Raw genomic sequence first — 24,981 nt, forward strand, 5'->3', positions numbered from 1 at the left:
TTTCCGTCTCGCCAGCCTCAGCAGAAAGGCTCGGCGATGTCTCTTGTCGACGAGGAAAATAGGCAGGGACCTTGAGTCTGAGGAGAGCGAATTTTCGCATGACAGCGATGCACTTAATGCAACGCAACATCGTTTCGTCACAAATGCTGCGCTGCGACATAACGGCGCCGCGATGAGGGCTCCATGCCGACGCGGGGCGGCCGTGATCGCGACACAATCGGCCGATCGGCGATGTTGTTTTGTCGACGCCGAGGGTCGATAATCGGCCGACCGCGCGACATCGCGCTGTCAAGCGCCGCCCGCCAAAAACATCCGGAAAGCACGCCATGAACGTCACCACGCGCCCGGACAGCGGCAGGAAGCTGATCCGGGGAGCCACCGGCGATTGGGAAGTCGTCATCGGCATGGAAGTGCATGCCCAGGTCGCGTCGGAAGCGAAGCTGTTTTCCGGTGCGTCGACGGCGTTCGGTGGCAGTCCGAATTCCCACGTCAGTCTGGTGGACGCGGCCATGCCGGGCATGCTGCCGGTGATCAACGCCGAGTGCGTGGCGCAGGCCGTGCGCACTGGCCTCGGGCTCAAGGCGAAGATCAACCTCACCAGCGTGTTCGACCGCAAGAACTACTTCTATCCGGACCTGCCGCAGGGCTATCAGATCTCCCAGTACAAGCAGCCGATCGTCGGCGAGGGAGCGGTCACCGTCGATCTGCCCGACGGGGAGACCTTCACCGTTGGCATCGAGCGCCTGCATCTGGAGCAGGATGCCGGCAAATCGATCCACGACCAGCACGCGACGATGAGCTTCGTCGATCTCAACCGCTCCGGCGTTGCCTTGATGGAGATCGTCTCCAGACCTGATCTCCGATCATCGGAGGAGGCCAAGGCGTTCCTCACCAAGCTCAGGGTGATTCTGCGGTATCTCGGCACCTGCGACGGCGACATGGAGAAGGGCAGCCTCCGCGCCGACGTCAACGTTTCCGTGCGCCGGCCGGGCGAGTCGCTCGGGACCCGCTGCGAGATCAAGAACGTGAACTCGATCCGCTTCGTCGGCCAGGCGATCGATTCCGAAGCCGGGCGGCAGATCGGTGTCATCGAGGACGGCGGCACCATCGACCAGGAAACCCGGCTGTTCGATCCCGGCCGTGGCGAAACTCGATCGATGCGGTCCAAGGAGGAAGCGCACGACTATCGCTACTTCCCCGATCCCGATCTCCTGCCGCTGACGTTCGATCAGGCCTATGTCGACGCGCTGGCCGCAGCGCTGCCCGAACTGCCGGATGCGCGGCAGGCGCGCTTCGTCTCGGCGTTCGGCTTGAGCCCCTACGATGCCGACGTTCTCGTCGCCGAAAAGGCTAATGCCGACTACTTCGAGACGGTCGCCGCCGGCCGCGACCCCAAGCTCGCCGCGAATTGGGTGATGAACGAACTGGCTGGCCGGCTCAACCGGGACGGCAAGGCGATCGCCGACAGCCCGATTTCGGCGGAGCAGCTTGGGACCATCATCGACCTGATCGCCGAGGGAACCATCTCCGGCAAGATCGCCAAGGACCTGTTCGAGATCGTTTGGGAATCTGGCGGCGACCCACGCGAAGTCGTCGAAGCCCGCGGCATGAAGCAGGTGACCGACACCGGCGCCATCGAGGCGCTGGTCGATGAGGTGATCGCCGCTAATCCCGACAAGGTCCAAGCGGTTAAGGATAAGCCGAACATGCTCGGCTGGTTCGTCGGCCAGGTGATGAAAGCGAGCCAGGGCAGGGCCAACCCCCAAGCGGTCAATGCCTTGCTAAAAGGCAAGCTCGGCCTCTAGGCTGTCGCCCAGGGGGCGGCATATGGATTTTCATCTCCTTTCAGCTGCCGAGGCCAGGGGTGACAAGCGGGTTTCCGATGAAAGCCTGGCGCTAGGCTATGCCGTCGGGCTGTTCGGCTGGTTCCTGCTCGGCGGCGTGTTCGTGGCGGGCAAGGCCGGCAGCGCCGAAATGCCGCCGTGGATGTTCGTGTCGGTGCGACTGTTCATCGCGACGGTCGTTCTGCTGCCGCTTGTCCGGCACCACTTCAAGGACATGCGCGCGTTTCTGCCGAAGTTCGGCCTTCGGGCGCTGATCATCGGCGCCATCGGCCTTGGCCTCACGCAGGGCCTTGTTTTCGTCGCCCTGCGCTATACGACCGCCGTCAACTCCGGGATTGTGTTTGCCATCTGTCCGATGATCACGCTGATCCTGGCGCATACAATACTCCGCGAGGATCTGGGGCCGCTGCAGATCATAGGCTCGATCGTCGCTTTCGCCGGCATCATCGTTATCGCGGTGAAGGGCAGCTTTGCTTCGCTTCTGGCCCTCGACATCGGAATCGGCGATCTGCTCGTCCTCGTGGCGGCCTTGTGCTTTTCCATCTACACGGTGATGTTGAAGCGCTCTCAGTTCAAGCTCGACCGAATGGCATTGCTCACCATTCTCATGACTGGCGGGTTTCTGCTGTCGCTGCCATTGACCATCTGGGAAGTGACAAGCGGCGAACATGAGCAGATCGGATGGACCGGCGTGATCGCGATGGCCTATATCGCGATCCCCGGTGGCGCGCTCATGTATCTCATGATCAACTGGAGCATTGACATTCTCGGAGCCTCACGCGCTGGCGCATTGCTTTATTCTCAGATGGTGTTCACGGCCTTCCTCGCTTGGTTGATCCTCGGTGAGTCGATCGAGTGGTATCATTTTGTCGGGGCCGGATTGGTCGTCGTCGGGATCGTCGTGATCTCCCGCCATCGGGCCGCCGCCAGCGCGGCCGGCCGCTGATCCGCCGAGCACAATGCAGATCATCCAGACCGAACCAATCGAACTCTACTATTGGTCGACGCCCAACGGTCGCAAGGTGTCGGTCATGCTGGAGGAGCTCGAGGTTCCCTATACGGTCACCTTCATCGACATCGGCAAGGATGAGCAGTGGACGCCGGCCTATGAGGCGATCTCGCCGAACCACCAGATCCCGGCGATCCGCGACCCGGAAGGGCCGGGCGGTGATCCGATCACCGTGTTCGAATCCGGTGCCGTCCTCCTCTACCTCGCGCGCAAGTTCGGCCGGTTCTACCCCCAACGTGACGAGCGGGCCCGCGTGGAAGTCGAGCAATGGCTCATGTTCCAGGTCGGCAGCTTCGGTCCGTTTCTCGGCCAGGCGCATCATTTCAATCTCGCCGCGCCGGAGGAGATCCCGTACGCGATCGAGCGCTACCGCAAGATCGCCGAACGGCTCTACGGCACGCTCGATCGCCAGTTGACTGGTCGCGAATACATAGCTGGAGATTACTCGATCGCCGACATTGCGCTCTACGGCTGGGCGGCCCGTCACAGTCGCCATCGGGTCGATCTCGCCGATTTCCCCGCCGTGCTGCGGTGGTATGACCGCATCGGCAGCCGCCCGGCGGTCCGGCGCGGCATGGCGGTGATCAAGCCCGGCCATGTCGACGGCTGAAGCTGATCGGCGCTGCCGTCATGGTGAACGAACGGTTACCACCTTCGCTCAAACCTTAATCGAAGATGGCGGGAATCGCGGGGTTTGCGGCCCGCCGATTCACGATGATTGCCGCTTCGATAATCCGCCGTTTGAATAAAATTAAGGTCGAATCTTAGGAGACCCTTCAGGGCCGGCGGCGAAACTCGACGCCAAGGGAAGGGGGATCACAGGGAGGCGTCAAACAACAATCCCACCTCCTTCCCGAAGCGATTGGAGCATCGGGAGCTGGCCATGAACGGACCCCAGACACGCACTGCGCCGATGGACGCGGCGGAAGTGGAACCGAATGCCGATCGGTTGTTCGACCTCGGCATTCTTCACGCCACGGACAGGGACGGGGAGCCGGATCTCGTGGCGGCTCATATGTGGTTCAACCTGTCGGCTCAACGCGGCAATCCAGACGCGGCCTATCACCGCCAGCAGATCGCCGACGACATGAGCCAGGCCGAAATCGCCAGCGCCCAGCGCGCCGCCCGCGAGTGGCTGCGCGCCCACTAAGAGCGAAGACGATGAGCCCGACTTGCGGCCGCAACCAGAACACGCTTAGCGGGAGAGCCGAACACCAGTCAACTTTAGCTTAGCAGACGACGGTGACGCTTACGTCGAAATGATGGATTTTCGGATCGACTGTCCCAGCATAGGTGCATAGCTTGTAGCGATGATCGCCGTTGACAGCTGGTGGATGGTTGCAGGCGACATACAGATTCTCCGATTTGACATCGATTGACTTGGGTAAATACTCTCCAGACCGCCCCTGGCATGTTAGATTTACGTCAACCGGCGGACTATATTTGACCTCAAGACGGACGTTTTTGCAATCGGTACCAACCAGACAATTCCAATAAAACTGCGAATCCGCAGCGACGGCAGAAAACACACACATGGACAAGATCAACCCGAACGTCACTGACAGGGCTTTCATCGGACGGCCTCCATTTGTCAGTTGAATTCGTCTTCACGAATACTAAACGACCAACCGAAGGAGCTCAACCGACTTCTGAAATGTGACCCTCGTTAGTGGTTGTCGCGGGGGACGCCCATGACCCGGGCGACGTCCTGATACTTCACCGCCGGCTTGAGAACCATGCCCTCGGCGAACTGGTCGACGATCCCGCGCTGGATCTCTTGCCACGGCGTCTGATGGGCCGGAATCGGGAAGCCGCCTTGCGCTTTCAAAGCCAGCCGCCGCTTGTCCAGCTCATCCGCGGAGATAAGGATATTCGCCTCTCCGGTGTTGAGGTCGATGCGAACCTGGTCGCCGGTCTGTAAGAGTGCCAGCCCGCCACCGGCGGCCGCCTCGGGTGAAGCATTGAGGATCGACGGGGAGCCCGACGTACCGGACTGGCGGCCATCGCCGATGCAGGGCAGGGCATGGATGCCGCGTTTGATCAGCGCGGCCGGCGGCTGCATGTTCACCACCTCGGCCCCGCCGGGATAGCCGATCGGCCCGGTCCCGCGAATGAACAGCAGGCAATACTCGTCGATCTCCAGCGTCGGATCGTCGATCCGGGCGTGATAGTCCTCCGGCCCGTCGAACACGATGGCGCGACCCTCGAAGGCGTTGGGGCTGTCGGGATTGGACAGATACCGCTCGCGGAACTCGTCGGAGATCACGCTTGTCTTCATCACCGCCGAGTCGAACAGATTGCCGCGCAGGATGATGAAGCCGGCGTCCTCGACCAGTGGCTTGTCGAAGGGCACGATCACGTCCGGATCGTCTGAAGTCCGTCCGGCGCAGTTCTCGCCGATCGTTTTGCCGTTCGCGGTGAGCGCGTTCTCGCGGATCAGGCCGTGACGCATCAACTCACCGACCACCGCCGGCACGCCGCCGGCACGATGGTATTCCTCACCGAGATACTTGCCGGCCGGCTGCAGGTTGACCAGCAATGGCACCTTGTGGCCGATCGCCTCCCAGTCCTGGATGTCGAGCGGCACGCCGACGTGGCGGGCAATCGCGTTGATGTGGATCGGCGCGTTGGTCGAGCCGCCGATCGCCGAATTGACGACGATGGCGTTCTCGAACGCTTCGCGGGTGAGGATGTCGGACGGCTTGAGGTCCTCCCACACCATCTCCACGGCGCGCTTGCCGGTTTCGTAGGAAATCTGGCCTCGCTCCCGGTAGGGCGCGGGGATCGCGGCGCAGCCGGGCAGGCTCATGCCGAGCGCCTCGGCGAGCGAGTTCATGGTCGTGGCCGTGCCCATGGTGTTGCAGTGGCCAACCGACGGCGCCGACGAGGCGACGATTTCGATGAATTCCTCGTAGTCGATCTCCCCGGCCGCCAGTTGCTCGCGGGCGGCCCAGACGACGGTGCCGGACCCGGTGCGTTCGCCGTGCCACCAGCCGTTGAGCATCGGCCCGCCGGAGAGCACAATCGCCGGCAGGTTCACGGTCGCAGCGGCCATGATGCAGGCGGGTGTGGTCTTGTCGCAGCCGGTGGTCAGCACCACCCCGTCGATTGGGTAGCCGTAGAGCAGTTCGACCAGGCCGAGATAGGCGAGGTTGCGGTCGAGTGCTGCCGTCGGCCGCTTGCCGGTTTCCTGGATCGGGTGAACCGGAAACTCCATGCACAGCCCGCCGGCGGCGGTGATACCGGCGCGAACCCGGTGGGCGAGATCGAGGTGATGCCGGTTGCACGGTGACAGGTCGGAACCGGTCTGGGCGATGCCGATGATCGGCTTGCCTGATTGCAGTTCCTCGCGGGTCAGGCCGAAGTTGAGGTAGCGCTCCAGGTAAAGCGCGGTCATCCCGGGATTATCCGGATTGTCGAACCAGAGCTGCGAGCGCAAACGGGGTTTCTTCTTTTCTTCCATTTCGGTTTTCCTGTTGTCCGCGGCGATCTCACTTGCAGTGTCGCACGCTACAACCCTATCCGGAGGGCTGTCGATCCGTACCCAAGCCGAACGGACGATCGCTGCTAACACGATGAAGCCGAAACATACGATGAAAAAACTTTGCTGCCTATCCCGAAACGGGCCGACAGCGGAGCAGAATTCCAATATATCGGCGTTTTCGAGAGCGGACGAGAAGTGCTGCGGCAGGTCTCGCATAACTGGAAAACGCAATACGAAACGTCATATGATAACGGATGAGACGAAACGAGCGGGTGACGGACTTAAGACGGATGATTGGCCTCCACAGAGATAGTGCGTGCTGATGGGGGAAGGTGGCGAGCGAAGCCGGGAGGGCAGCCTTGCGGAGATGGTCGCCGGTGCGATCGGCCGACGCATTGTCTCCGGCACCTATCAGCCCGGCGAGACCCTGCCGATCGAACCTCGCATCCAGGAAGAATTCGGCGTATCGCGAACCGCCGTGCGGGAGGCCATCCGGCTCTTGTCGGCCAAGGGACTGACGGTCTCGCGCCCCAAGATCGGCACCAAGGTCCGCCCTACCGTCGACTGGAACATGCTCGACCCGGAGGTGTTGCGCTGGCAGCTCGATCAGAATCCGAGCGAGGCGTTCATCCATTCGCTGTTCGACATGCGCGATATCATCGAGCCGGCTGCCGCGGCGCGCGCGGCCGAACGCGCGACCGAGGAGCAGCTTCGCGCACTTGGCACCGCGATGGACGGCATCGAGAACGAGGAACGCGGGTCGCCGGCACAGATTGACGCCGACGCCGCGTTTCACATGACCCTGCTCGAGGCGTCGCAGAATCCGATGTTGCGTTCGGTCGGCGCGATGATCGAGTCGGCGCTGCGGCTGACGTTTTCGATGGGCTGGCAGGGCGGCATGGCCGAGGACGCTGTTGTCCAGCACCGGGACGTCTACGATGCCGTGCGCCAACGGAAGCCGGACGACGCTTTCCTTGCAATGCGCCGCCTGTTGCGCAATTCCAAGGGCAGCGTTTTCGATGCCATGTGGCTCAGCCGTAACAAGGGTGAGGGGACGCCCTGAGCCATCGACGGCCGCGATCGTCGGCGCGTCGCAACCAGACCCGCGAGGAGGAATCGTATGCGCCTGATCCAGGTGAAGAAGGGCCGCAACGGACGACAGGTCGTCGCCACCGACGGCGACGCGGCGTGGACCGTCGAGCGGCACGGCAGCGTCTACGACCTGGCGATGGCGGCGATCGCGAAGAAAACGACTATCGAGGAATTGGTCCGCAGGGCAAAGCGGGGCAGGGCGGTGAAGCCGGCCAGGCTTCTGGAAGCCGGCCGGATCGTCGCGCCGATCCACCATCCCGATCCGGCGCACCTCATCATCACCGGGACCGGTCTCACCCATCTCGGTTCCGCGGCGACCCGGGATGCCATGCACGCCAAGGTCGCGGCGGTCGAGGAAGCGACGCTCACCGACTCGATGCGGATGTTCAAGATGGGCCTCGAGGGCGGCAAGCCGCGCCGCGGTCGCAAGGGCGTTCAGCCGGAGTGGTTCTACAAGGGCGACGGCTCGTTCGTCGCCGACCCGGGCGAGCCGCTGGTGTCGCCGGCCTTCGCCGAGGACGGTGGCGAGGAGCCCGAGGTCGCGGGCGTCTACATCATCAGTAAGGACGGCTCGCCCTTCCGGGTTGGCTTCGTCCTGTTCAACGAATTCTCCGATCATGTCATTGAGCGCCAGAACTATCTGTGGCTGGCCCATTCCAAGCTCAGGCCCTGCTCGTTCGGACCGGAACTTCTGCTCGGCGATCTGCCGGACGACGTTCGCGGCACCTCGCGCATCCGCAGGGGCAAGAAAACCGTGTTCGACCAGCCGTTCTTGACCGGCGAGGCGAACATGTCGCACTCGATTGCCAACCTCGAAGCCCACCATTTCAAGTATCCCTGGTTCCGTCGCCCCGGCGATGTTCACATCCATTCGTTCGGCACCGCGACGCTATCCTTCGCCGCTGGCGTGAAGACCAGAAAGGGCGACGTTTTCGAGATCGAGGCGGAAGAGTTCGGCCTGCCGCTGGTCAATCCGCTCGCCGTCGGCAAGGCGGAGAAGACCGTCATCAAGGCGCTATAGGATCGGCCGCCGATCGTCGGCGGTCCGGCAAAACGGGAAGAGTGTTTCCATGGAAGAGCTGTACAAGAATTACATCGGCGGTGAGTGGCGTGAGGGCGAGGCTGCGCCCAACGTCAATCCGTCCAACACGGATCACGTCGTCGGCCACTACGCGCGCGCCAGCGCTGAGGACGCGACCGCCGCCATCGCCGCGGCCAAGGCGGCGTTTCCGGCGTGGTCGCGGTCCGGCATCCAACAGCGTCACGACATCCTCAAGACCGCCTCCGACGAGGTGATGGCCCGCAAGGCGGAGCTCGGCAAGCTGTTGTCGCAGGAGGAAGGCAAGACCATCGCCGAAGGCATGGGCGAGACGGTCCGCGCGGCTCAGATCCTCGACTTCTTCGCCGGCGAGTGCCTGCGGCTTTCCGGCGAGACGCTCCCGAGCGTGCGGCCTGGCATCGGCGTCGAGATCACCCGCGAGCCGATCGGCGTGATCGGCATTATCACCCCGTGGAACTTCCCGATCGCCATTCCCGCCTGGAAGATCGCCCCGGCGCTTTGCTACGGCAATACGGTGGTTATCAAGCCCGCCGATCTGGTCCCAGGCTGTAGCTGGGCGCTGGTCGATATCCTCAATCGCGCTGGTCTGCCGGAAGGTGTGCTCAACCTGGTGATGGGTCGCGGCTCGGTGGTTGGTCAGACCATCCTCGATTCCCCCGACGTTGACGCCATCACCTTCACCGGCTCGGTCGGCACCGGCGCCCGCGTCGCCGAGTCGTCGGTCAAGCACATGCGCAAGTTCCAGCTTGAAATGGGCGGCAAGAATCCGCTGGTCGTGCTCGACGATGCTGATCTCGGCGTCGCGGTCGAGGCGGCCGCCAACGGCGCGTTCTTCTCCACCGGCCAGCGCTGCACGGCCTCGTCGCGTCTCATCGTCACCGAAGGCATCCATGACCGGTTCGTCGCCGCGCTGGCCGAGCGTATGGAGGGACTGGTCGTCGACGACGCGCTGAAGTCCGGCACGCATATCGGCCCGGTGGTCGATCAGACCCAGCTCGAGCAGAACCAGAGCTATGTCGGTATCGGTAAGGACGAGGGGGCGACGCTGCACTGGGGCGGCGATCGCCTCGACCGCGAGACCCCCGGCTTCTACATGCAGCCGGCCCTGTTCACCGACACCAAGCCCGATATGCGCATCAACCGCGAGGAGATTTTTGGGCCGGTGGCGACCGTCATCAGGGTCAAGGACTACGATGAGGCGCTGGCTGTCGCCAACGACACCGAGTTCGGCCTGACCTCGGGGGTCTGCACCACCAGCCTGAAACACGCCACCGACTTCAAGCGCAACTCGGAAGCCGGCATGGTGATGGTCAACCTGCCGACCGCGGGCGTCGACTACCATGTCTCGTTTGGCGGCCGGAAGGGCTCGAGCTACGGGCCGCGCGAGCAGGGCCGCTACGCTGCCGAGTTCTTCACCACGGTCAAGACCGCCTACACCCTGCCGTAGTGCTGGGCGACGCCGGCGTAAGGACAGCCCGGCTTAGCCGAGCTTGGTGAGGGGGTTTTGGCGGTGCCCCATGTCGTCCTCCCGTCACCACCTCCTCCACGGGTCCTCCGGTCAAGCCGGAGGACGACAGGGAGAAGGGGCGGCGGGCAACGACAGCCGCGGGATTCTGCGGCAGCACGATTTGCCAGGGTGTCGGATGGCGATGCGGAGGAGCTTTGATGTCAAGACGGGGGGCGATCCCTGCTACGGCTGTTGGCGGAAATTCACGACCACCACGCCACAAGTCGACTCCACCGTCGTCCTCCTCACTCCACCGTCGTCCTCCGGCTTGACCGGAGGACCCATCGAAACCGTTGCTCCGGTTAAGATGGGTATGCCTCCTTTGGCAGTTCATTGCCTAGTCGCGTGCAGACGACACGGGGTCCTCCGATCAAGCCCGAAGATGAGGGAGGCGGGTGCGTCGAACGACAAACGCCTCTTACGTTCCCGATCACCCCTCCGGATAGGGCGTCCCGTCCTTATGCACGAACCGGCCGTCGGCGTTGGTGATCATCACGTCGATGTCGGAACAGGTGGTGAGGTCGTCGGGTTGACGTGAGCCGACCTCCAGATAGACCGCTACTGTATCCGAGCGGTTGATCAGGTGGTGACCGTTGCCGCTGCCTTTGGGAAAGGCGGCGCAGTCGCCGGAGCGAAGCACCGTATCACCGTCGTCCTCGATGAGCGTGAGCTCGCCTTCGAGCAGGAAGACGAATTCGTCCTCGTGGGAATGCCAGTGGCGCAGGCTCGACCAATTGCCTGGCGGTAGGAGCATAAGATTGACGCCGAAATCGGTGAGGCCGCCGGCGTCGCCAAGTCTCAGCCGCAAGCGGTCGGCAAAGGGTGCGTTGAACTCCGGCGGGTAGCCCGCCCCCTTGACCACGGGCACGGCGGCGATGTCGACCTTCGGCATGGATGCGGCTCTCCTCGGTGCAGCAAGCACAGTCTCGCCGCAGGTTAATCCAGCCGCTCGGCCTCCGACAACGTCCGCTTCGCGCGCCGAAAGTGACAAGCGGGGACTACGCTACGGCCCGGTTTTGGTCACCGGAAACGTACCGAGTTCCTCGATTTTGTAGCCCTCCGGGTAGGTTGGACGGGGCATTTGCGTCAGGCGGCGCGGCTTGCGGCGCCGCGGCAGGAGCTTCAGGACGCCGGCCCGCATGCGCAGCGTGGCCATCAGCAGGTGACGGAGCCAGCCAGGCGCCGGACGAAAGCCCATACTGTCGAGCAAAGGCTGATCGAGGAAGGCGCGGACCGCCGGCCGGCCGATCCAGACCAGCCGGCGCGGCAGGTAGAAGCTGAGGAGCAGATCGACCGTCGCCGCGCCGATCCGATGGTTTGTGTCGGCGAAGCGGAAATGCACCGCCTCGTACGCTTCGTTGAGGTGCATCATGCCCGCGAGATCGTCGGGCATCTCCCGAATACCCATGCGCTCGCCCAGCCCGCGATAATAGAGGAACCAGGCTCGCCGCTCGTTCTCGGTCATACCCCGGCGGCCGAAACGGTCGAGCCAGCGGATCGGCTCGCAGATGAAGGTCGACAGGACATAGAGCAGATCGGCGTTGTCGATCTTGAACCGCCCGTGCATGGCATTCATTCGCGCGATCGACCGCTTCCCTTGCGCGCTGTCGAGCCCGTTCTCGATGGTCTCGGCCAGAATCAGTTCCGTGTCGTCGTAGCGCTTGCGCGGGCGGGTTTCGAACTCTCCGGTTTTCGCCAGCAAACCCGAGATGGACGGGACCGCGTAGGTCCGGAACAGGGCGAACTCAAGCGCCCGCTCGATGTCCCAGGAGAATTCGTAGACGTAGAGGAGGCGGGCGATCCCCTCATAGCTCACCTCCGGATCCAGGGCGGCGATTCTGGCCGCGATCGACGGTCCGCGACGCGATGTCTGAGTGAGGTCTGAAACGGCATTCATATCGCAAAGTCCTGAGGTCGAGAGAACACAAGGCCACCGTGGTGAAAAGGGCATCTGTAGTGCCGACGAAGCGGCGGATCGATTTCGGGCACCGGTGTTTGAGGAAACACCTCGCAGGCTCGGTCTATTCGCCGACGTCGCTCACCTGCTGCTGCGGCCTGTGATCGCGATTACTGCATCGGCACGCGCATCCGCCGATTATGTCAATGAAGCTGCGGGTTCCATGCCCGCGCACTGGCGCAAGGGAGGCCTAGGGTCCAATGAGACGCGCGCCCGTAACATCGCTCGCCATCTGCACCGCTTTCGCCATCGCTGTGACCGGCTTTGCTTTGACGCCCGACACGGCCAACGCCTTCGGCCGTAAGCTGTTGAAGGACCTTGCGCCGAACGTGGTGACGCCGAACAAACCGAAAAAGCCGCGGGCGGACAGACGGCCGAACGCCAAGCGACCCGATAAGAAGATCGCCAAGCCGGACCCAAAGCCGGTCCGCTGCAAGCTACCTGCGATCTATGTGAAACGGCTCGGCAAGTGCATCAAGCCGAAGCTACCGGACGAGGTGGTCAAGCCGGTGATCGATCGCCAGATCGTCGTCGTCCCGGTCCCGCCGGGGGTGAAGGACCCGCCGCCGCAGTCGGCGAGTTGCCAGTGGCCGACGCGGCAGCAGGGTTCGGTTTGCGTGTGCGTCGATGGCTACAAGCCGAACGGCAAGGGCGGCTGCTATCAACCCGAGCCAGAGGTGGTCATCGACATCGATGTCCGCCGTATCCAGGAGTGCCTGACGGTGCTCGCGTTCAATCCAGGCCCCATCGACGGCCTCCACGGGCCGGCGACCCGCGGCGCCTGGCGTGCGTTTCAGGAGGCCCACGGCCTCACCGCCCGTCCGCCTGCGCTGACCGACAAGGTGACGGAGGTCGCGCTGTTCCAGAAGTGTGCGGCGCCCGACACGCCCGAATCGCCGCTGGTCGAGACGGTTGCCCTGACCGGTCCGGCGCTGGCGACGCCGATCCCGTCGCTCATGCAGGATCACTGTCTGCCGGCCGATCTCCACGCCATGCTGGTCGATACCTATGGACCGCAGCCGAATATCGCCGCCTGCACCGCTGAGACTGCCGCGTGTCTGCCGAAGCCGGCGTTCTTCGACGCTGGCCTGCTCGGCAAGGCCGCCGCCGATCACGATGTCCAATGGTGCGACTCATGTGTCAGCCTCAATGCCTGGCTGCCGCTCGCCAAGATCCTCGAGATCGAGGCGGCGGCCAACATCACGCTCTGCGCGGCACCGCCGGCCTTGTGCTACCTGCCGGCTCGCCCGGTGATGCACACCAAGACCGAGGTCCGCACGATCTACGAGAGCTACCCGGTCCGCGTCGCCGACGAAGGCGACATCGCCGTCGTCGTCGGCAATGAGGACTACGGCGATGTCTTGCACCGCAACATCTACGGCCATGCCGACGCGGACGCGATGCTGGCGTTGCTCACCGAGCAGCTCGGCTACGAGGCCGACAACGTCATCGACCTCCGTGACGCCAGCCGCGCCGACTTCGAGCGCGTGTTCGGCTCGGCGATGGCGCCGCGCGGTGAGTTGGCGGACCGGCTCGATGGCGACGATCCAGGCGACGTGATCGTCTACGTGTCGAGCCACGGGATGGCCGACGACGACGGTGCCGGCTACCTGCTGCCCGTCGACGTCGACACCGAACGGCTCGCCGAGACCGCCTATCCGCTGCAGCAGCTTCACGCCAATCTCGGCCGGACCGGCGCCCGCACGGTGATGCTGATGCTGGAGGCGACCTTCGCCGAGACCGTCACCGACATCGTCGATGCGCCGAACCTGCCGGAGATGGAGGTGATGGCGATGCCGTCCGAACCGATCGCGGGGCTCGCCGTGTTCACCGCCGCCGACCGCGACCAGCAGACGCTGGAAGACCCGGAATACGGCATCGGGCTCTTCACCCGGCACATGATCGCCGGGCTCGCCGGCGCCGCGGATGCCGGCCCGATCGGCAACGGCGACAGCCGCATCGATACCATCGAGCTGTTCGTCTACACCGCCGACAGGGTGCGCATGACGGCCCGCAAATCCTTTGGCCTGGAGCAGAAGCCGATGCTGTCGAAGATCGACAACCTCGTCGTCGGCGAACTGGCGTCGGCGCAATAGCGAGCCGGCAAAGGATTTCCCACCCCGTGACAGTCGGAACTTCGCTATAGTTGCGTCCGGCTGACACCGGGGAGGGCTGATCCGATGGGGCTGATCTTTCGCGACGACTTCCACGACGATTTCGGGGCCTGGCCGATCGGCTACATTCCTTATGGCGGTGCCGACCTCGGCGAGGTCATCGCCGTCGGTCGCGCCGTCGGCGATGGCGATGACGGCGCCTTCTACGATGCCTGGGTCGCCGCCGGCGATCGGTTCGCGTCGCAGGCGGAGGAAGCTCAGGCGGCCGGACGCCGCGCCAGCGCGCGCGAGCTTTTCTTGCGGGCGAGCTGCTTCTATTGCGCCGCCTATCATCCGATCTACGGCGCGCCGGTCGATCCGCGACTGGTCGCCGCGTTCCGCAAGCAGATCGTCGCCTTCGATAGCGGCCTGGCGCTCAACGATCCGCCGGTCGAGCCGCTTCGGATTCCCTTCGCGGGCGGCTCCTTACCCGGCTATCTGATCCCGGCCGTCGGTGCCGGCGACACGGCTCGGCCGCTGCTGATCTGCACCAACGGCTATGACGCCACCGTCACCGACATGTATTTCGCCTCCGCCGTCGCGGCGTCGCGGCGCGGCTATCACTGCCTGATCTTCGACGGTCCGGGGCAGGGCGAGAACCTGATCGAACACGGCCTCCACCTCCGGCCGGACTGGGAGACCGTGGTCGCCGCCGTCGTCGACTTCGCCCTGACCCTGCCGCATGTCGATGCGAACCGGATGGCGCTGAGCGGCTGGAGCCTAGGCGGCCACCTTGCCCCGCGCGCGGCCTCGGGCGAGCATCGCCTGGCGGCGCTGATCGCCGATCCGGGTCTGTGGTCGATCACCGGTGCCTTTCGCGCCTTCGCCATGAAGTGTGGCGCGACCGAGGAAGCGGCGGCCAGCCTCGGCACCCTCGGCCAGGAGGTGATCGACCGCATGTGGCAGGCGGTGACCAACGACCGCAAACTGCGATGGACGGTGGTCCAGCGCGGCTTCTGGGTGCACGGCGTCGACAACCTGCGCGACTATCTGCGTTCGGTCGAGGAATTCACCCTGGACGGCCGGGTCGAAGACATCCGCTGCCCGACGCTGCTGACCGCCGGCGAGAACGACCCACTGGCGACGACCGCGCAGGCCCTGTTCGAAGCGCTCCGCTGCCAGAAGACACTGATCCGCTTCACCGCGGCCCAGGGCGCCGGCGATCACTGCGAAATGAAAAACCGATCGTTGTTCAACCGCCACGCCCTCGACTGGCTGGACGAAGTGTTGGGGTAAAACCAGGGATGTATCTCTCCCGGTCGCGTTCGGCATGTCGCGACCGGCGCGCTAGCTCGGGTCTGTCGAAAGGTCGACACCTTGCAGCGCTTGGGGTGTCGATGCGCCGCCGCCGTTCTCGAGATCACCGTTCAGGTAATCGCCGAGCGCGGTCCAGCCGATAATCACCGCGATGGCGGTAAAGGCCGGATAACCCCCACGTATCTTTATCCTGCGATCAACCTTCTCCTTCTTCCCGCGATTGACGGTGAGATACATCGTCTTCTCGCGCGAGACGGCGTCGATCCCCCATCGGTGGAGCAGGATCGCGAGCCCGTCATAGGCCACGACATAGAGCAGGGCGAAGGAGCCGACCGGGAACATGATGACCTCCGGCGTAAACGCCAACTGACCGGCAATCGTGCGGACGGCGTCGACGAAGGAGAGATCAATCTGATGAACGGCGAGGTAGGCCCACAGCAGTGCCGCCAGCACCGGCAATGCGAAGAGGCAGGGCGCCCCATATCGGACAAGCCCTATTACGCCCCGCTCGAGGAGAGAGCGATGTGGGCCGCGATCGACGACTGGATCGTTCACTTAACGCCACCCCTTACCTGGAACCCAATCATGTTGAGCCGCCGGTCGGACAACGCCGGCCGGCGCCGCTACTCAGTTTGCCGGCGGTACTTGCTCATCACAACGCCGTTGCCGGTCGGTGCAGTCTTGACCAGCGTGAAGGCAGTCGGCCGACTGCCCCCGGCGAACAGACGCTTGCCGGTGCCGAGGACCAGCGGAAACGTCCATAATCGCATTTCATCGATGAGATCGTGGGCCAACAAGGTCTGAATCAGCGCGCCGCTTCCGTGGATCTGAAGGAGCGGCCCGTTCATGGCCTTGAGCCTGGCCACCTCGGCCGGGACGTCGGTCTGGATGGCGGTTGAGTTCTGCCAGGGGAGATCAGGTGTCGCCGACCGTGTCACAACGAACTTGGAAGCGGCGTTCATGCGTTGCGCGGCGGGGTCGCTTTCGTCGGCGTTCGACCAGTAGGCGGCAAACATGTCGTAGGTCTTCCGGCCGAACAGCATGTCGTAGGGGTCTGCCATCGCCTCGACCCTGACCTGGTCCATCACCAGTTCCCAGAAAGGCGCCGCCCAACCGCCGAGGTCAAATCCTCCGGATCGGTCTTCGTCGGGGGTGCTTGGGCCCTGGATGACGCCGTCGAGCGTTTGAAAGGTCAGGATCGCGAGGTCGCGCATCCGAGGGATCTCCGTTGGGGTGAGGCGAGCGGGGCCGCAAAGGCCGGCAGCTTACTCCAACCCTCTTGCGATGCGGAAGCCGATGACGTTGAGCCGCTTATCGGTCGGGTAGCTCTGCCGGGCGGCGGCGCGCAGCGTATCGGCCTCGAAGTACCAGGCGCCGCCCTTGACCACCCGCCGGGTGCAGTCGCCGCCGCGAGCCGAGCCGTCGGTCGGCGCACCGGCATGGCTGTCGTTCCAGCAGTCCTCCACCCACTCCCAGACATTGCCGTGCATATCGTGCAGGCCGAACGGGTTGGGCGGGTAGGAGCCGACCTCCGCCGTGCGGCCGAGATAGGCGCTGCGGTCGCCGGCCGTAGCGCTGTCGTCGAACACCGCCTGTGCCGTGGTGATCGTCGCGCCGGTGGAGAACGGCGTGGTGGTGCCGGCGCGGGCGGCATATTCCCACTCGGCCTCGGTGAGCAGGCGATAGGGCTCGCCGGTGGTCCGCCGCAGCCAGTCGACATAGGCCTTGGCGTCGTCCCAGGAAACATAGATGACCGGCCGCGACCCGCGGCTCCAGCCGCCGTCTCTGGGAAGGTGACCGTTGCAGCCGCCTTCCAGTGCGCAGGCCTCCCATTCGTCAAAGGTGATCTCGAACCGCGACACCGCGAAGGGGCGATCGATGGTGACATCGCGCGGCGGTCCCTCGCCGGCTCCAGCCGCCGGGTCGTTGGGGCCGGCGCCCATGGTGAAGGTCCCGGCCGCGACCGCCACCATCTCGGGGCAGTTGGCACAGTCGCGGAACGTGGTCCCAGCGGCGTACTCGGACGCGACAGCCGGCGGCGCCTCTGGCGGCGCGTCCGGTGTCAGAGCCGCAACCTGGGTGGTGGCGCGGAGCACCGCCAGCAGCGTCGGCGACACTTGTCCGTCGGCCGGGAGACCGACGTCGCCCTGGAAGGCGCGGATGGCGTCGGCGAGGTCGGTCGTGTCGCCGCCGCGGCTGTCGGCGGGGTAGCCGAGCTGGGTCAGCAGCGTGCGCACCTCGGCCTCGGCGCCGCGTGGCGCATCCGGCAGGGCCGCGATTGCCGATCCGTCGCCGCAGTTGTCGGCCGAGAGACAGATGCGCGGCGCGCCACCGCGGGTCGTGACCTCCGGGATCTGAGCGCCGCCGGTGGCCCGCTGGACGTCACGGGCGGTCAGGTCGAGCAGGTCGCGGAAGTACGTGTCCGGTGCCGTCTCGAAGCGGGCGAGCAACGCCTTGGCGAACGGCGAGTGGTCGCCGGGCGCGCCGTCGGCGGCGAGTTCGCCGGGTAAGGTGGCATTGGCGATCAGCAGCGACTGGTTCTCGCCGGCGACCTGGCTGAAGCCGCGAAAGCCGCTGCCTTGCCGCGCGGAGCGGGTCGGGCACTGCGGGAAGGGGTCGTTGCGACAGGCGTCGATCAGCACCACCTGACGCGGGGCGCGACCGAGGGCGTCGAACAGTTTGTCGAGCTCCACCGCGCGGCGCGCTTCCTTCGGGTCGCAGGAGATCTCGGCGTCCGACGGGGCGATGATGTTGTCGCCGCCGACCTCCATCCCGTGGCCGGCGTAGTAGGCGAGTGCGACCTCGGCGCCGTTGGCGACGGCCTCGAAATCCTCCAGCGCATCGAGCAGATCGGCCCGGCCGAGGTCGGTGTATTCGTACACCTCGAACCCATAGCGGCCGAGCACCTGGCCGATGGCGCGCGCATCGGGCACCGGATTGGGCAGACTGGCGAGATTGTCGTAGGCGCCGATGCCGATCACCAGCGCGACGCGCCGGGCCTCGGCGGCGGGGCTCCACGCGACCCATGTCGCGGCAAGCAGGACGACAGCGAGAAACGTGCGCCGCATGGTGCGTCGTGATCCCTGGCCCCCGACGGGCGCGATCCTACCACCGGGATCGAAATCGCACCAAGTGATCGACCTCACGCCGGCGGCCGGGTCAGGCCTTCAGCATCCACTCGTGGGCCGGGTCGTTATAGAAACGCCACATGCGTTTCGGCCCGGCCATCACGTTGAGATAGTAGAGGTCGTAGCCGTGGAGCGCCGCGCATGGGTGATAGCCGCGCGGCACCAGCGTCGCATCGCCATCCTCGATGGTCATCGATACGTCCAGCGACCGGTCGTCGGTGTAGATGCGTTGGAAGCCGAAACCCTGGGGCGGGTTGATACGGTGGTAGTAGACTTCCTCGAGCTGGGTTTCCTCCGGAAACGCGTCGCGGTCGTGCTTGTGCGGCGGATAGCTCGAGGCGTTGCCGGCTGGAGTGATCACCTCGACCACCAGCAGGCCGTCGGCCGGATCGGTCTCGTTGATGATGTCGGTGACGTAGCGGATGTTGTTGCCCTTGCCGCGGGTCATCACATCGTGGCTGTCGGGCGCGATCACCCGCGGCGGATGGCTTCCCGCGGTTCCCGGCGCCGAGCAGGCGGCGATGTCGAGGTCGGTCTCGGCGGTGATCGACCACTGGGCATCAGCCGGCACATATATCGACCACGGCTTGCCGTCGAAGACGCTCATCCGCTCGCCGAGCGTGCCGTAGTCCTTGCCGTCGACAGTGACCTTGCCCTTGCCGGTCAGGAACACCAGGCAGAGCTCGCGATCGCCGGTCTCGGCGGCGACCGTCTCGCCGGCCGTCATCCGATGGAGATCGAAGCCGACATAGTGCCAGCCGGCGCTTTCCGGCGTGATATGGATCAGCCGGTGCTGATGATCGGCGTGGGTTGACGGGCGCAGATGCAGACGAGCCATGGATCGATCCTCCCGCTTGCCGGGATGGACCGCGGCGCGTTGACTTTCAAGCAGTTTCTGCCGGGCGGACCTTTCGCCACGCAGCGACCAGGGCGCCGAACCGCTCGGCCATGTCGGCGATCGCCGCCTCGTCGTCGATTGCACCGCTCAGCCATTTCTCCGCGGCGTCGTTGAAGATGGTCCGGCCGACCGCGAAGCCCTTGACGATCGGGAAAGCCGCCGCGCGGCCGAAGGCGACTTCCAGTTCGGCGGCCGGCGCTTCGAGGCCGAGCAGCACGATCCCGCGGCACAAGGGATCGGCTTCGGAAATCACCGCATCGATCGCCGCCCATGCGTCGGGCGTCGCCTGCGGCTCCAGCTTCCACCAGTCGGGTTTGATGCCGGCGGCATAGATTTTGGCGAGCACCGAGGCGACGGTGGCGTCGTCGACCGGCCCGTGCTTGCTGGCGATGATCTCGATCAGCAGCTCCAGGCCATTGCGGCGCGCCGCCCAGTGCAGCGTCGTCAGCGTGTCGATCTGTTCTGCGGTCAGCGCCGCATCGTCGTCCGGGTTGATGAAGGCGAGGCACTTGACCGTGTGGGTCAGGGGCCATTCGGCGAGCCGTCCGCCAACGTCCTGATCGAACTCGAACCGCAGCGGCCGCGAGCCCGGTTGCTCCACCGGCCGGCCGACCCAAAGCGGGCTGTCTTCCACGGCGAACAACGCTTCGCGGCCGTAGGTTTCGTCGAGCAGGATGCCGAACCCCGGACGGTGGTCAGCGACCCGCATCGCGGCTTGGGCGGCGAGTTGCTTGAACGCGTTGAGATGCGGCCGCGAGACCCCCAGCCGGTCGGCGAGCGCTTCGAGTTGGGACCGATGGTCGATGGCAAGCGCCATCAACTCGCCCGCCTGCGGCCGGCGGGTGGTCGCCCAGTGGACGTGGTTGAGCGCCGGGTCTTTGCGCAGGCCGTGATAGGGGCTGCCGGTTTCCAGGAATCGCGTCAGCTCGGTCCAGGTCGGATACTCCGGCGAGCAGAGCAGGCGGGAGACCGCGAAGGCGCCGCAGGCGTTGGCCCAGGTCGCCGCGGTTTCGAACGGCTCGCCGCGCAGCCAGCCACGGAGGAAGCCGGCCATGAAGGCGTCGCCGGCACCGAGCACGTTGTAGACCTCGATCGGAAAACCCTGACCGACAATGCCGTCGTCGATGGTCTCAGGAATCGCGTCGGGAAAGACGACGCAGCCCATCGGCCCGCGCTTCAGGACGAGCACCGCGTCGCTTTGTTCCCGAACGCGCCGCAGCGCGGTCAGGGCATCGCCGGCACTGCCGCCGGCGATCCGCATTTCTTCCTCGGTGCCGACGATCAGGTCGCAGTGGGGGAGGACCGGGTTCAGGTGCTCCGACACATACTCCGAGGCGATGAACCGTTCGCTGCCCTCCGCGTGGCCGGCCAGCCCCCAGAGGTTCGGCCGGTAGTCGACGTCGAACACGATCCTGCGGCCAGCGTCCTTGGCGATCCGGATCGCGGCGAACTGTGCCGCGGCGACGGTCGGCGTCGAGAAATGGGTGCCCGTGACGACTAGTGCACCGGCCGAGCGGATCAGATTCGCGTCGAGATCGGCCTCGGTGACCCCCATGTCGGCGCAGTTCTCGCGGTAGAAGAGGAGGGGGAAGCTCGACTCATCTTCGACCGATAAAATCGCAAGCGCGGTAAGACGTTGCGGGTCGATCTTCACCCCATCTGTCGCGACGCTTTCGCGGCGCAGCTGCTCCAGGATGAAGCGCCCCATCTGCTCGTCGCCGACGCCGCTGATCAGTGCCGAACGGAGGCCGAGCCGCGCCGCGCCGATGGCGATATTGGCCGGGCAGCCGCCCACCGATTTGGCGAAGGAGGACACGTCTTCGAGCCGCGAGCCGATCTGCTTGCCGTAGAGGTCGACCGAGGATCGTCCCATCGTGATGACGTCGAGGGACCCCTTGGGCTCCGACATTCTATTGCCTCCCGCGTTTCCATTGGACAGTGGTGGAACCACCAACTACAACGAATGAAACATTGGTTCTACCAATCATCAAACCAGAATTTTCGTTCTAAGGGGAGGACAGGCAGATGCTGCGGTTTGGCGTTTTGGGCGCGGGGCGGATCGGCAAGATGCACGCCGCGAATCTGGCGGCGGCTTCCACCGCCCGACTGGTCGCGGTCGCCGACGCGATTCCCGAAGCGGCGGAAGCCGTGGCGGAGGCGACGAATGCCAAGGCGCAGTCGGCCGACGAAGTAATCGCCAATCCGGAGGTCGATGCGGTCCTCATCGCCAGCCCCACCGACACCCATGCTGATTTCATCGAACAGGCGGTGCGGGCCGGCAAGGCGGTCCTCTGCGAGAAGCCGGTCGATCTGAGTTCGGATCGGATCGCCCAGTGCCTCGAAGTTGTGGATGCGGCCGGGCAGCCCCTGATGATCGCGTTCAATCGCCGGTTCGATCCGAACTTTGCCGAGCTTAAGCGTCGTCTGGATGACGGTGTCGTTGGAGACCTGGAGACGGTGACCATCGTCTCCCGCGATCCTGCCCCCCCGTCAATCAGCTATGTCGAGCGGTCCGGCGGTCTTTATCGCGACATGATGATCCACGATTTCGATCTGGCGCGTTTCTTCCTCGGCGAGGAGCCGGTCGAGGTGCACGCGATCGGTTCTGTCCTTGTCGAGCCGGCGATCGGCGAAGCCGGCGATGTCGATACGGCCATGGTGATGTTGCGGACCGCGTCCGGCAAGCTCTGCCAGATCTCCTGTTCGCGCCGGGCGACCTACGGCTACGACCAGCGCGTCGAACTCCATGGAGCCGGCGGCATGCTGCGTGCCGGCAACGTGCTCGAGTCGACGGTTGAGGTGGCCACCGGTACCGGCTTCTCGTTCGACCCGACGCTGAATTTCTTCATCGAACGCTACACCGATGCGTACCGGCTCGAGATCGACGCCTTTGTCGACGCGGTCGAGTCGGGCAAGCCGCCGTCGCCTTCGGGTTATGACGGGCTGATGGCGCAGCGGCTCGCCGATGCGGCCAGCACGGCACGCGAAACCGGCCAGCCGGTGCGGCTCGACTGAGGCGGGCGTCGCCGCGAGCGATCGGGGTCAGTCCGCCGGGGCAACCCACCGCAGCGATTCCACCCCATCGTCGACCGCGATGACGGCAACCGCTTTCTTGGGAACGCGGCTGTCGTCTGTGTAGGCGACTTTACCGACGACGCCTTGAAAGTCGGTCGTCGTGGCCAGCGCGTTGCGGATGGCGGTCGGGTCGGTCGATCCGGCGCGATCGATTGCATTGTCCAACAGATTGACCGCGTCGAAGCCGAGCGGGGCGAAGGCATTGGGCGGCGCGGCGCCGAACTTCGCCGTATAAGCGTCGACAAACGCCTTCATCGCCGGTGTGTCGACACCGATGAACCTGTGGGTGGTGAAATAGATGCCGGTCAGCGCTTTGGCCTTCGACGCCGCCGGGATCGTGTCTTCGTCCCAGCCGTCCGCCGACAGGAGCGGCAACGTGATCCCCGCGTCCCGCGCGGCCTCGATGAATGTGGGGCCCAGCACAGGAAGGGTTGCGGCGTAGATAACGTCCGCCTGGGTCTCTTTAACGGCAGCAAAGAAGCTGGCGTAGTCGTCGCTGCCGGTAACGTTCTGGGAGTAGGCGATGTTACCGCCGAGTTGCTGGAACGATTGGGTGAAGAAACGCCCAACCGTCTTTGTGTAGTCGCGCTTTTGGTTGATCAAGACCGCTGCCCGGCTCGCTCCGAGTTGGTCGCGTGCAAAGCGCGCCATCGCTTCGGCTTGGGCGTCGTCGCCATAGGCGACGTAGAACATATCGTCCCCCACTTCGCCCGGAACGGCTGGGTCGGTTGCGCCGGGCGAGATGAACGGCAGGCCGGCGGCCTGGAAGACCCGACCGGCTAGGAGTGCTTCCTCGGAGTAGGTGTAGCCGATCCCGGCAACAGCCTCGGGATGGGCCGCCAGGGTCGCGCTGACCTTTGACGCAACAACACTGAAATCGCTTTCCGTATTGACGGTGACGAATGCAATGGGCCGCCCGTCAATGCCACCCGCCTGATTGATCAGGTCGACCGCCAACGCGGCCCCGTTGTGCGCCGCGACGTCGAGACCCGATGCCGGCCCCGTGAGATCGAAGGCTCCGATCACCGTGATCGGTTCGGCGGTTTGGGCCGCCGAGCCCGCGGAGACGATAAACGCAGCGGCGATTGGATAGATGAGACGCATTGTTGGTTCCCCGATCGGTCATCATGACACTGTCTTTGTAGCCGTATCGTGTGCCAGGAATATGCCAGCGACGTCCACATTCTCGACTGTTATCGCCCGCTGCGCCGAACCTAAGGTCAAACGGGGATCTTCGTGACTTCGGGGATTGGGGTCGGCGGCGGTGGTTTACGTCCGAGGGTGACCAAGCGCTGGAGCCAGCCGAGCTCCGGTTCCGGGGTCTTCGGGATTGCGACGTAGCGGATGACGATCTCACCGTCCTCGGCGGCGATGTGGAAGTAGTTCAGCCGGAAGGAAGGATAGTAGACAGCGGGCAGATAGCCGAAGCGGACCGGAACCCGGTCGAGGATCTTGAGCCACGTCCCGAGGTTGATGATGGTTCGGCCGTCGGGCTCGCGGCTGAGGAACGCATCGTGGGTGTGGCCGAACAGGTAGACCAACGTGTCGGGGTTTTCGGCGAATACCTGGCGCGCCCGGCGCAGATAGGTCTCGCGGCCCATCCCTTCCATCTCGCCGACGCCGGTGGAAACGCGAAACCGCCGCAGCGTCTTCACCAGATCGCGAAGAACGAAGAGGCCGGGGATCGCGACGACGATCATGAAGAACAGGATCAGCATGTTCACCAGGATGATGGCGATGAACACGTTGCCGACGAATCCCAGTGAGCGGAGCAGCGCGTTGTCGAGCACGAAGTTGGAGCTGACGGCACCGGTGGCCTGGAGGATCGTCGCGAGCAGCGCGATGGCCGTCACCGTCGCCAGCGACAGGAACACGGTGAGCACCGCGCGGATCGGCCAGGCCATCTCGCGGTAGAAGTAGTTGGATGCCATCCAGTCCGGGATCTGTTCCGTCGCCACGGAGCGGATGTCCTTCAGCCAGTTGCCGCGGCCGAAGGCCGAGAGGCGGCTGGCGCCGGCGACGATGGTTTCGGTGATGAAGTAGCCGACCGGCAGCGCGTAGCGGTTGCCGTAGTCAGGCGATGCGTTGAACGGATCGGCCTGCTGGCCATGCTCGACCCACAGCGTCTTGCCGGCGAGCTCGCGGCGCAGGCTGATCGCTGTATCGAGGCGAAGGTTGTAGGCGGCGAGCTTCTCGGCGAAGGCCGGGTCGCAGGCGAGATCGTAGTCATGGTTGCCGACCATCAGGGTGATGGTGATCCGCTCGCCGGTCTCCTTCAGCTGGTCGAAGATCGCCTGATGGTGGGCGACGATGGCGTCGAACTTGGCCGGACCCTCGACGGTCGTCAGCTCCCAGAAGCCGAAGGTGTCGCCCGCGATGATCAGTTCGACGTTGCCGCCTTGGTCCGCCAGCTTGGCCAGGAAGGCGATCAACGCGTCGGCGTAGTCGCAATGCTGCAATTCGCCGTCGCCACCGAGATGGAGGTCGCTCAGGAAATAATACGCGCGCCCCATCGGT

The 24,981-nt window shown here is 64.9% G+C and carries 20 protein-coding genes; 10 read left to right on the plus strand and 10 right to left on the minus strand.

Features of this window, described 5'->3' with window-relative positions; translation table 11 throughout:
* Positions 1 to 326: 326 nt before the first annotated feature.
* From gatB to ACO076_RS14300, 4 genes are all read left to right on the plus strand, one after another.
* Entirely contained in the window at positions 327 to 1,805 is a 1,479-nt protein-coding gene (gatB, locus tag ACO076_RS14285; RefSeq protein WP_421723508.1) for an Asp-tRNA(Asn)/Glu-tRNA(Gln) amidotransferase subunit GatB, read from the plus strand.
* A gap of 22 nt (positions 1,806 to 1,827) precedes the next feature.
* The gene (locus ACO076_RS14290) at positions 1,828 to 2,790 is read left to right on the plus strand and encodes a DMT family transporter (protein ID WP_421723509.1); all 963 of its coding nucleotides are present in this window, start codon (positions 1,828 to 1,830) and stop codon (positions 2,788 to 2,790) included.
* 13 nt (positions 2,791 to 2,803) lie between these two features.
* A complete protein-coding gene (locus ACO076_RS14295; protein ID WP_421723510.1) occupies positions 2,804 to 3,463 on the plus strand; it encodes a glutathione S-transferase family protein in 660 nt (219 codons plus the stop codon).
* A 273-nt stretch (positions 3,464 to 3,736) separates the two neighbouring features.
* Positions 3,737 to 4,003, plus strand: a complete 267-nt coding sequence (locus ACO076_RS14300) for a hypothetical protein (RefSeq protein WP_421723511.1) — start codon at positions 3,737 to 3,739, stop codon at positions 4,001 to 4,003.
* Positions 4,004 to 4,519: 516 nt separating this feature from the next.
* Here the strand turns inward: ACO076_RS14300 and ACO076_RS14305 are convergent.
* Positions 4,520 to 6,316: an IlvD/Edd family dehydratase gene (locus tag ACO076_RS14305; RefSeq protein WP_421723512.1), complete on the minus strand. Its 1,797-nt coding sequence runs from the start codon at positions 6,314 to 6,316 to the stop codon at positions 4,520 to 4,522.
* Positions 6,317 to 6,659: 343 nt separating this feature from the next.
* Between ACO076_RS14305 and ACO076_RS14310 the strand changes: the two genes are divergently transcribed.
* The 3 genes from ACO076_RS14310 to ACO076_RS14320 are packed head-to-tail and all read left to right on the plus strand — an operon-like array spanning position 6,660 to position 9,936.
* Positions 6,660 to 7,400, plus strand: coding sequence for a FadR/GntR family transcriptional regulator (locus ACO076_RS14310; RefSeq protein WP_421726738.1), 741 nt, complete (start codon positions 6,660 to 6,662; stop codon positions 7,398 to 7,400).
* Between the two features lie 57 nt (positions 7,401 to 7,457).
* Positions 7,458 to 8,450 (plus strand): AraD1 family protein, encoded by a 993-nt coding sequence (araD1, locus tag ACO076_RS14315; protein ID WP_421723513.1) that lies wholly within the window; start codon positions 7,458 to 7,460, stop codon positions 8,448 to 8,450.
* A 49-nt stretch (positions 8,451 to 8,499) separates the two neighbouring features.
* Positions 8,500 to 9,936 carry an aldehyde dehydrogenase family protein gene (locus ACO076_RS14320; protein ID WP_421723514.1) on the plus strand — a complete coding sequence of 479 codons (1,437 nt, stop codon included), beginning with the start codon at positions 8,500 to 8,502 and terminating at the stop codon, positions 9,934 to 9,936.
* A 490-nt stretch (positions 9,937 to 10,426) separates the two neighbouring features.
* Here the strand turns inward: ACO076_RS14320 and ACO076_RS14325 are convergent, their stop codons facing one another.
* Together ACO076_RS14325 and ACO076_RS14330 are read right to left on the minus strand one after the other, a co-directional pair.
* On the minus strand, positions 10,427 to 10,888 hold the full coding sequence (locus ACO076_RS14325; RefSeq protein ID WP_421723515.1) for a cupin domain-containing protein: 462 nt from the start codon (positions 10,886 to 10,888) through the stop codon (positions 10,427 to 10,429).
* Between the two features lie 111 nt (positions 10,889 to 10,999).
* On the minus strand, positions 11,000 to 11,893 hold the full coding sequence (locus ACO076_RS14330; protein ID WP_421723516.1) for an oxygenase MpaB family protein: 894 nt from the start codon (positions 11,891 to 11,893) through the stop codon (positions 11,000 to 11,002).
* A gap of 260 nt (positions 11,894 to 12,153) precedes the next feature.
* Here ACO076_RS14330 and ACO076_RS14335 point away from each other — a divergent pair, with 260 nt between their 5' ends.
* The gene (locus tag ACO076_RS14335; protein ID WP_421723517.1) at positions 12,154 to 14,049 is read left to right on the plus strand and encodes a caspase family protein; all 1,896 of its coding nucleotides are present in this window, start codon (positions 12,154 to 12,156) and stop codon (positions 14,047 to 14,049) included.
* Positions 14,050 to 14,133: 84 nt separating this feature from the next.
* Entirely contained in the window at positions 14,134 to 15,342 is a 1,209-nt protein-coding gene (locus tag ACO076_RS14340; RefSeq protein ID WP_421723518.1) for an alpha/beta hydrolase family protein, read from the plus strand.
* Positions 15,343 to 15,393: 51 nt separating this feature from the next.
* Here the strand turns inward: ACO076_RS14340 and ACO076_RS14345 are convergent, their stop codons facing one another.
* The 5 genes from ACO076_RS14345 to ACO076_RS14365 form a co-directional block, all read right to left on the minus strand.
* Positions 15,394 to 15,918 (minus strand): hypothetical protein, encoded by a 525-nt coding sequence (locus ACO076_RS14345; protein WP_421723519.1) that lies wholly within the window; start codon positions 15,916 to 15,918, stop codon positions 15,394 to 15,396.
* A 68-nt stretch (positions 15,919 to 15,986) separates the two neighbouring features.
* Positions 15,987 to 16,577, minus strand: coding sequence for a dihydrofolate reductase family protein (locus ACO076_RS14350; RefSeq protein ID WP_421723520.1), 591 nt, complete (start codon positions 16,575 to 16,577; stop codon positions 15,987 to 15,989).
* A 51-nt stretch (positions 16,578 to 16,628) separates the two neighbouring features.
* Positions 16,629 to 18,431, minus strand: coding sequence for an SUMF1/EgtB/PvdO family nonheme iron enzyme (locus ACO076_RS14355; protein ID WP_421723521.1), 1,803 nt, complete (start codon positions 18,429 to 18,431; stop codon positions 16,629 to 16,631).
* A 91-nt stretch (positions 18,432 to 18,522) separates the two neighbouring features.
* Entirely contained in the window at positions 18,523 to 19,329 is an 807-nt protein-coding gene (gene iolB, locus ACO076_RS14360; RefSeq protein WP_421723522.1) for a 5-deoxy-glucuronate isomerase, read from the minus strand.
* Between the two features lie 46 nt (positions 19,330 to 19,375).
* Positions 19,376 to 21,298, minus strand: coding sequence for a bifunctional 5-dehydro-2-deoxygluconokinase/5-dehydro-2-deoxyphosphogluconate aldolase (locus ACO076_RS14365; protein ID WP_421723523.1), 1,923 nt, complete (start codon positions 21,296 to 21,298; stop codon positions 19,376 to 19,378).
* Between the two features lie 116 nt (positions 21,299 to 21,414).
* Between ACO076_RS14365 and iolG the strand changes: the two genes are divergently transcribed.
* A complete protein-coding gene (iolG, locus tag ACO076_RS14370; protein WP_421723524.1) occupies positions 21,415 to 22,404 on the plus strand; it encodes an inositol 2-dehydrogenase in 990 nt (329 codons plus the stop codon).
* Between the two features lie 27 nt (positions 22,405 to 22,431).
* On the opposite strand, the gene ACO076_RS14375 is transcribed toward iolG, so the two are convergent.
* Positions 22,432 to 23,568: an ABC transporter substrate-binding protein gene (locus ACO076_RS14375; protein ID WP_421723525.1), complete on the minus strand. Its 1,137-nt coding sequence runs from the start codon at positions 23,566 to 23,568 to the stop codon at positions 22,432 to 22,434.
* A gap of 116 nt (positions 23,569 to 23,684) precedes the next feature.
* Positions 23,685 to 24,977, minus strand: coding sequence for a metallophosphoesterase (locus ACO076_RS14380; RefSeq protein WP_421723526.1), 1,293 nt, complete (start codon positions 24,975 to 24,977; stop codon positions 23,685 to 23,687).
* Between the last annotated feature and the right edge of the window lie 4 nt (positions 24,978 to 24,981).

The sequence above is a fragment of the Bauldia sp. genome, assembly GCF_965232525.1.
In the GTDB taxonomy this organism is placed as follows: domain Bacteria; phylum Pseudomonadota; class Alphaproteobacteria; order Rhizobiales; family Kaistiaceae; genus Bauldia.

Excerpts from the sequence above, each read along its gene's own strand:
- gatB (WP_421723508.1), top strand. The coding sequence starts at position 327 with ATGAACGTCACCACGCGCCCGGACAGCGGCAGGAAGCTGATCCGGGGA.
- ACO076_RS14290 (WP_421723509.1), top strand. The coding sequence starts at position 1,828 with ATGGATTTTCATCTCCTTTCAGCTGCCGAGGCCAGGGGTGACAAGCGG.
- ACO076_RS14295 (WP_421723510.1), top strand. The coding sequence starts at position 2,804 with ATGCAGATCATCCAGACCGAACCAATCGAACTCTACTATTGGTCGACG.
- ACO076_RS14300 (WP_421723511.1), top strand. The coding sequence starts at position 3,737 with ATGAACGGACCCCAGACACGCACTGCGCCGATGGACGCGGCGGAAGTG.
- ACO076_RS14305 (WP_421723512.1), bottom strand. The coding sequence starts at position 6,316 with ATGGAAGAAAAGAAGAAACCCCGTTTGCGCTCGCAGCTCTGGTTCGAC.
- ACO076_RS14310 (WP_421726738.1), top strand. The coding sequence starts at position 6,660 with ATGGGGGAAGGTGGCGAGCGAAGCCGGGAGGGCAGCCTTGCGGAGATG.
- araD1 (WP_421723513.1), top strand. The coding sequence starts at position 7,458 with ATGCGCCTGATCCAGGTGAAGAAGGGCCGCAACGGACGACAGGTCGTC.
- ACO076_RS14320 (WP_421723514.1), top strand. The coding sequence starts at position 8,500 with ATGGAAGAGCTGTACAAGAATTACATCGGCGGTGAGTGGCGTGAGGGC.
- ACO076_RS14325 (WP_421723515.1), bottom strand. The coding sequence starts at position 10,888 with ATGCCGAAGGTCGACATCGCCGCCGTGCCCGTGGTCAAGGGGGCGGGC.
- ACO076_RS14330 (WP_421723516.1), bottom strand. The coding sequence starts at position 11,893 with ATGAATGCCGTTTCAGACCTCACTCAGACATCGCGTCGCGGACCGTCG.
- ACO076_RS14335 (WP_421723517.1), top strand. The coding sequence starts at position 12,154 with ATGAGACGCGCGCCCGTAACATCGCTCGCCATCTGCACCGCTTTCGCC.
- ACO076_RS14340 (WP_421723518.1), top strand. The coding sequence starts at position 14,134 with ATGGGGCTGATCTTTCGCGACGACTTCCACGACGATTTCGGGGCCTGG.
- ACO076_RS14350 (WP_421723520.1), bottom strand. The coding sequence starts at position 16,577 with ATGCGCGACCTCGCGATCCTGACCTTTCAAACGCTCGACGGCGTCATC.
- ACO076_RS14355 (WP_421723521.1), bottom strand. The coding sequence starts at position 18,431 with ATGCGGCGCACGTTTCTCGCTGTCGTCCTGCTTGCCGCGACATGGGTC.
- iolB (WP_421723522.1), bottom strand. The coding sequence starts at position 19,329 with ATGGCTCGTCTGCATCTGCGCCCGTCAACCCACGCCGATCATCAGCAC.
- ACO076_RS14365 (WP_421723523.1), bottom strand. The coding sequence starts at position 21,298 with ATGTCGGAGCCCAAGGGGTCCCTCGACGTCATCACGATGGGACGATCC.
- iolG (WP_421723524.1), top strand. The coding sequence starts at position 21,415 with ATGCTGCGGTTTGGCGTTTTGGGCGCGGGGCGGATCGGCAAGATGCAC.
- ACO076_RS14375 (WP_421723525.1), bottom strand. The coding sequence starts at position 23,568 with ATGCGTCTCATCTATCCAATCGCCGCTGCGTTTATCGTCTCCGCGGGC.
- ACO076_RS14380 (WP_421723526.1), bottom strand. The coding sequence starts at position 24,977 with ATGGGGCGCGCGTATTATTTCCTGAGCGACCTCCATCTCGGTGGCGAC.